3 protein-coding genes are annotated in these 7,406 nt (G+C 31.7%); all 3 read right to left on the bottom strand.

The genetic code is table 11. The features are described from left to right. Positions 1 to 547: 547 nt before the first annotated feature. The 3 genes from ACFQ18_RS15830 to ACFQ18_RS15820 are packed head-to-tail and all read right to left on the bottom strand — an operon-like array spanning position 548 to position 7,258. Entirely contained in the window at positions 548 to 2,575 is a 2,028-nt protein-coding gene (locus ACFQ18_RS15830; RefSeq protein ID WP_204798641.1) for a DUF262 domain-containing protein, read from the bottom strand. A gap of 37 nt (positions 2,576 to 2,612) precedes the next feature. Then, positions 2,613 to 5,315, bottom strand: a complete 2,703-nt coding sequence (locus tag ACFQ18_RS15825; RefSeq protein WP_204798640.1) for a DEAD/DEAH box helicase family protein — start codon at positions 5,313 to 5,315, stop codon at positions 2,613 to 2,615. Positions 5,316 to 5,317: 2 nt separating this feature from the next. Further along, the gene (locus ACFQ18_RS15820) at positions 5,318 to 7,258 is read right to left on the bottom strand and encodes a site-specific DNA-methyltransferase (RefSeq protein ID WP_060668703.1); all 1,941 of its coding nucleotides are present in this window, start codon (positions 7,256 to 7,258) and stop codon (positions 5,318 to 5,320) included. Between the last annotated feature and the right edge of the window lie 148 nt (positions 7,259 to 7,406).

Below are 7,406 nucleotides of genomic sequence, written 5' to 3'. Positions count from 1 at the left end.
ACATTTATGATAGAGCGCCTTTTCTTTTTTTTCTAGAATTTTGTTTCAAATCCCCGAGAACTATTTTACACATAGTTCTTTATTTAACTTTTCAATAATTATTTCTTAATTTTGGTTGTATTCCTAAATCTACGGTCATTAAGAAAGTCCTGGAAAGCAAATTTTAAAAGCACAAAAAAGGCTACCCCCTTAATAGGAAGTAGCCTTCTCAATATTAACTATTTATACATGAAACAGCTTCACAAAAGCGGTTGTAAAACAGGGTAGAAATAGACTAAACTATTCCTAAAGATGTAAGGCTTAAACCTACATCATGCCGCCCATTCATGACTATATAGAATAGAGAAAAATAGTCTTGAAAAAACCTTGATATTATCGGGTTTCTACTATCAATCTATAATACTCTTAAATAGAAAATAAAAATGGTATGAGCAAAAATATGAGCAATTGTATTTTGGAATCACTCAATAAATGCTGTTAATCACTCGAATTCTAAACAATCTCTTAATATATAGAGTTCAACTAATTATAAAGGCTTCGATCAATATCATACATCTAATCGAATGAATACATCGTCTTCCATGTCGTAGAATTCCGTTAATGAACTAATATAATTATAAATTGATTGTGCACTTAAATTCGTTTCAACATAGAGACTTAAAACATTTTCACCTTTTCTTAAAACTTCATCTGTATAAGATAATAGTTTTTGAAATGCCTTTTGTTTCGGAAGCTCTAAATACTGTTCTAAGTCAAAATCCGCTAACCATTTTAAATAAGTAATTAACGTATTCTTCCATGAATTAACTACAAACTCTTTATCATCAATCATTAGGGTTTTGGGTTTTTTACCAGTAACAGAAAGTAATTCAAAAACAGAGTAGTATGTATCACTCTTTACTTCTTTTACTTTGCCAACATTATCTTTTTCTTCGGGTATCGGACATAAGTCTAAAATTTGTTTATATAGTTTCAATCCTCTACTATGAATCGAGTCCTTATTCCAAGTATCATAATCACAAATATCTCTAGTTATTTTGATATTTGAATTTTTATAATAACTAATTTTATCATTGAATGATTGATTAGACATTTCAGCGTTGTAATTCGTTAAAGTTAGATTGCCTAATACATCTTTATATAATTTGTGATCATCAATCGCATTATCACCGAGTTCAACTCTCCAACTAGGTGTTAGTGTTGCTGGTAAAATATGTTCGATGGAAACTTCTTCAAAATCTACTATTTCCTTATGTGTTTGTATTTCAATTTGACTAAGTATCAATTTAACTAGTCGATGATTACGATTATACATATCTTCGTTAAGAATACTTTCTTTTAATTTCTCATTTCTAGGAAATAAAGCACTTCCTGTCCTACTTAATAAATATTCAGCGACAGAATCTTCTTCTGATTGAATATCTTTCTTTTTATTTGCTTCTTTTCCGAGATTACTAAATACTTTATTTAATGCATTTGTAGGAAAATTAACGATAGCTCTTCTAATTAAATAGGAGTTGATAATCGTTAAAATATTAACGAATTGCTCTGTGCTAATTTCTTTTTCTCCATAGTAATTGTCAAATAAACGTAATAAATATGGGTAGGTAACAGTAGATTTTAATTGAACGATTACCATCAAGTGATTTTGAATAATCTTATTGTCACTTTTTGGGTTTAACATCTTAGAATAATAACCAGAAAATTTCAGTAAATCACGTAAAACTGTTTCACTGCTGAGACTATTTTTATGCATATAATATTTGAAATTTTGGTACACTTTATTTTTATTTGGAATAACAGCAGTTTTCATCGTTAAATAATCTCTAATGAAATCAGGTATTTTTGAATTTGTTAAAAACTCCTCGATTAATAACCAGTAATTCTTATATAAATGCTCTTGTACAGACGGTGTTTCATTCATTAACAAGAAATTACGGATTAAATCAGATTCGGTTAACGATAGCCCAGTAGAATTTAGACTTTCGAATATGATTTGTGGATTTTCTTCCCTTTTTCCTTGTTCAAGTTCAATATATACAATTCTAACTTTTTCAAGTGCATTTAATAACTGCTCACTAGTAGCTTTGGAATGTTGAATTAAGTAGACTAATCGTTTATAGTTCATATGAATTTTTGAAGGTCTATCATATTTATCGTGAATTAATAATTCTAAGAAGTCCTTGCGATCATCTTCAACTGATATTAACTTATATTTAAACTCTTCATCAACATTTCTATTTTCAAAATAGGTTTCTTTTATATCTGATTTCGTATTCTCGCTGTCAATAGAATTATAGAGTGCCTTTAAGAATAGAAATGTCGTGGTTATTCTTTGTTGTCCATCTATAATAATATAATCACTTCCCATATTAGGAAATGAACTTTTCACAAATACTACAGTACCTAAAAAGTGCCCTTCGATTTCATCGTTTAAAGCGATATTTTCTATATCAAGAAAATATTTGTTTACTTGTTCTTCTGTCCATTCATACTTCCTTTGATATACAGGTATCCTAAATACTGATTTAGGTGGATATAAAAATTCTAGCAATCTAATCGTTCCAGCATCCATTGTTAACACCTCTCATCATTTAGATAAATTTCTCAACTTATTTTTCAACACTCAACCCTTTAAACGGTCTGCCCAGTGCAATCTCACCAATCTGTCTTATCGTTCCCCTACCGTCGTTCATTGTGTAGAATTTAACCCCTTTTATCTTTACCTCTTCCGTCTCATCTTCAAAGACAATCTCTGCTTCGTGTTCATTAATGTATGTGAGTAAATCTTCTTTCCACTGTTCTTCTTCAATATTTCGCCCTTTCGGCTCAATAAATATCTGAATAAAATAATCACTGTTTTGTAAATAAAGAATAAAGTCTGGTTGGAATCCTGCTAAATTAACTTCATCATGCCCACTTCCAAATTGATGTAATTTTAATTTGTTGTTCTTTGCTGATTCACGATGCATATTTTCGTCCATCCGTATTAAATATACATCCGAGTATTCCTCTTGTAATTCTTCAACTCTTTCTGCAATTCTATCGATTAATTGTTTTTCGGTTAAGTTAATAATTGCAGAATCATACACAAAGTAATCTTCATTTAACTCATAACGCTGTACTGTTTGTGGATCATTTTGCATGAACATTTTACCTGTATCATAGTTCGGTACACGTTTACGATAATTGGCAATGTACTCTTTAATTGGATAGCCAATAAACTTACCAGTTCCACGCTGTTTACTATAGCCTAATTTTATTTGTTTAGCGACATCAGTAAAGTAACGCTCCAGTATGTTTAACTTTTCATTAGCTGTTAGTACGCTACTTTCCATGGTCCGTGGAATCGTAACGTAAATAGTTCGATTATAAATGTTTAGCCATTTCTCCCCTAAAAATTCTTCTCTCGATTTTAGCAATGGAATGTACTTTCTTAAGTTAGAAAAATGATAGAACGACAATCGGTTCATAATTTTATTGAGATAACGTTTATCAAAAGTAACAGCAACATTATAAGCGTTTGAATAGTCCTCTTGAACTTGATCGTCTTTATAACCCACTTCTTTTAGTGCAGATATATATGGAATAACAACATCACTTTTTGTATCAACACCATATTTTTCTAACGTATCGTAGTAGGTATCAGTGACTTCAATCGTTTCATTGTAATAAATCTTGCCATGTTTCCATACGTTCGTCCGTTTAAATATAGGTTTCACCTTTACATCAATTAATGGATTTTTCTTGTCCTCTCCTGTTGGTAAATTCATTTCATCTAAAGCAGCTACTAAGTTTTTCAAATATTGAGGCTCATTAATGGTGTGATAGTGAATCGTTTCTAAAATCAAGCTATCTTTACTATCATCATCAAACCTACGTGTAAATGAACGTTCCCCATTTAACAAAAATGGATAATACCTAGCTCCGCGTCCGATTAATTGTGCTTCTGATATTGTTGTTGCTTTTGTTCCTTTTGCTTTTGGATCATCACTTAAACGGACTATATCAAATAGATTTAAAACATCCCATCCTTCTGTAAGTCGAGCAACCGCAAAAATGACACGATACAAATTCGTAGGGCTTTCTAAACTGTTTAGAGCTTCGTAGTGACCTTTTTCTAAGATTCCCGATTGACTTGTATCATTGGCATTAATAATACGGCTAGGAGCTAATTCACGCTTCATATCACGAACGATTTCACTTAAATCATCCTCACGTCGGCGGTAATATTCATGTGCAAATGCCAATGTTTCACTATCATCTTCAGAAGCGATTTGCGCTTGTCTATTAAGGAATGCTTTTAAAGATTCAACGGTCAAATTATTGATTAACTCATTGAATTGTTCATGTGCAGCATTAGAAGCATCAACTCGCTGTGATTTAAACATGATAACGGGCTTGATATATGCCCCATGTTCTTCCAGTGCATATTTTCTTCTATATTCGCTTAATAAAACGACATTCAACATGTTGTCTACGTCTGTATTGCTCGACTGAATTCGCTTTACATTCTTAGAATATTTATCTTGAATAAAGCGGTCTAGTGCATAGCGATACAACACTTTGTCTTTGTATTTTTCATAGACATTTTTATTTTCCAGGTCGATAGTAGCGGTAAACTCAAGTAAACGATTGTCTTCATTGGCATTTAAGATCGTTGAAATTGCTTTTTCCCATGATTGTTCCGTTTCTTTTTCCGACTTAGTAGAAGCCGAGTAATGGTGTGCTTCGTCTCCTAATATAACGACTTTATTTCTTGCATAGTCTTCTTTACCCATTGCATTTTCTTTTTGAGTATAAATATCAGCCGAAACCCGTTGAACGGTTCCCAGTTTTAAATAGATCGTATTCTTACTTTGCGTTTTTGGGAAAGATGGAACTTGTCTAATTTCGATTCGTTCCCCATCTATTTCAATTTGCGGTGTATATAAATATTTATCCGATGCCATATTTGTAAGGTTATCAATCGTTTTGTTTAATACACCATTTGTATTTACGAGGAATAAAAAGTTTTGATAGCCATGTTCTTGATAAAGGTATAAGATAAGCCCAGCCATTAAGTCAGTTTTCCCGCTTCCTGTTGCCATGTTGAATAACACATGATTCACATTTCTAAAACGAAACTCATTCGCTACTTGTGAATAATGAAAAAAGCGTAAAGCCCCATCTTGATAGTATCTAAACGTATGTACCATGTTCTGTTTAATATATTCAGGTGTTTCCCATGCACCTTCCTCGTTAAATAAACTATCATTTAGTTCTCTTACTTCGTCGTATAAAGGTAATGGTAGCTGTTTCTTTTTCTTTGCCATAATTATTCACCACCTTCATCATAGAAGCTTTTATTAAATGCATAGTCACTATCAGAAATTAAATCACGAACGTTTTCATCGTCAATTTCAGAGTAGTTGTAGTAGAGTTGGTTTTTATCAATGATTTTAATGAGTGTCCTTTTTTGGTCATCAAATGAAAGTTCATGTAACGTTTCCTTAACCGCTTCTAAGTCAACACGGAAATCAATTTCTGCTTCTTTTAACATAAAATCAAACACACTATGTAATTCCGCTTGGGTTTTAGTATCACGAATAGATTTTAGGAACCCACGGTTCTTCTCCATTAATTCAACGTAAACAAAACTTCCTCCACCTTGCCAGTCAACATCTTTGGATATGCCTCCTTGCTCACCTTCAATAACCTTCTGAAGACGTGGGACAGATACTGTATTAATGTAATCCATCTGTTCAATCCCAATGTATCGACGATTCATTTTGTGAGCAACTGCTTGAGTAGTGGCTGAACCCATAAAGTAATCCAAGACAATATCATTTTCGTTGGTCGATACTTCTAGAATACTTTTAATTAAATTTTCAGGTTTGGGATAGCTAAATGTTTCATTTTCAATTAGTTTATTCAGTTCATCATTCCCCGATCGATTAGTGCTATTATTTAATAACTCTTGCAAAAAATCTTTTATAGCAAAATCGGAGATGACTGAACTCAGTTTTCCCGAAGCTAAATCTTCATCTTTAAACTTTCTCGCATATGGCTTAGTAATATTCAGAAAATCATAATCATCAGGAAAGACAATATAACCATTATCATAGTAATGTTGAAAGGTTTCCTTAGTAACTGCCCATGTTCTTTTTTTACTTGCTGGATATTCCTTTTTGGTTTTAGGATCAATCATAGTGAAATAAGAATTTGGTCTTTCTTTAAAATTTCTCTGTGTAGTTAAATCGGCTAATCTCCATGGACGATTTGGATAATCATCCGAGATATAATAATCCCTTTCAACTCTTCTTCCTATTACTTGATTTTGTTCATCAACATTACTATAAGCTAAAAGAAAATCAAAATCCTGCGAGTAATTAAAAGGAACATCTGACTTTCCATATCTTGTTCTACGTGGAGTTGTACCTAAGAACTTTTCAGCTCCAAATATAGTATCTGCCAATACTTTTAAGTAATGCATGCCATCCTCATTAGTACTAATCCAGATTGTTCCCCCTTCGACTAAAAGCTCCTTTGCAACTTCCAATCGATTTTTCATAAATGTAAGCCATGTTGACATATGGAAGTTTGAGTTATAATTAAATGTGTCTTCTTCCTTATGCTCTTTAAAAAGATAGGGTGGATCAATGTAAATTAGTTTAATTTTCCCAAAGTACTTTTCTTTTATAGCGTGTAATGCAAGTAAGTTATTTCCTTTTATGATCAAGTTATCTTCATCACTAAAACTGTCTACCTCATGTTCACCACTTTTATCATACTTTTTTGCGTTCACTAAAATTTTATTGTCTAATAGAACGTCAATTTCTTCTTTTGCAATCACTTCATTCAAGAATGGCTCATCTGGACGTAAATCATCTTTATCTGTATCTTCTTTACTCATGCTTGCTTTTAATACAGTATCTTTATAAGGAAAATCCAAAACAACATCCGTTGATTCATCAATAAATTTCCCACCAGCTGTTAAGCCTATTTTCTTTGAATATTTAGTATACGAATCTTGCCAGTATTCGTCCGCTTCAAATAATTCAATAAGCTTGTTTGTTTGCATAACGATATTTCCTGCCACATTAATTGTAAAGTTACTTTTTAATGTTTCATTTGAAATAAATGCTTCAAGTAAATCTCTATCATAGTTATCTAAATCCTGAATGACTTTATTTTTATTTAATGCTTCTTCAATAAAGTACTTTTCACCAAATTGCTGTAAAGCCTGCCTAATTGCGTCATTAATTTTAGTTTCCATATCATCATAATTCCCCTTAAAATAATTTCATTTATTAATATGTATTTTATTTTCCACGTTCTAATATTTGTATCTTCCGCTTCTATTCTACCATATGGTCTTTTTACTAGATTCATTTAAAGTAATCATACGACTATAAATTTATCAT

It is taken from the genome of Oceanobacillus caeni (genome assembly GCF_042678465.1).
Taxonomy (GTDB): Bacteria; Bacillota; Bacilli; order Bacillales; family Amphibacillaceae; genus Oceanobacillus; species Oceanobacillus caeni.
Note: the sequence above shows the minus strand (reverse complement) of the source record. Positions and strands in the feature narration are given on the sequence as shown.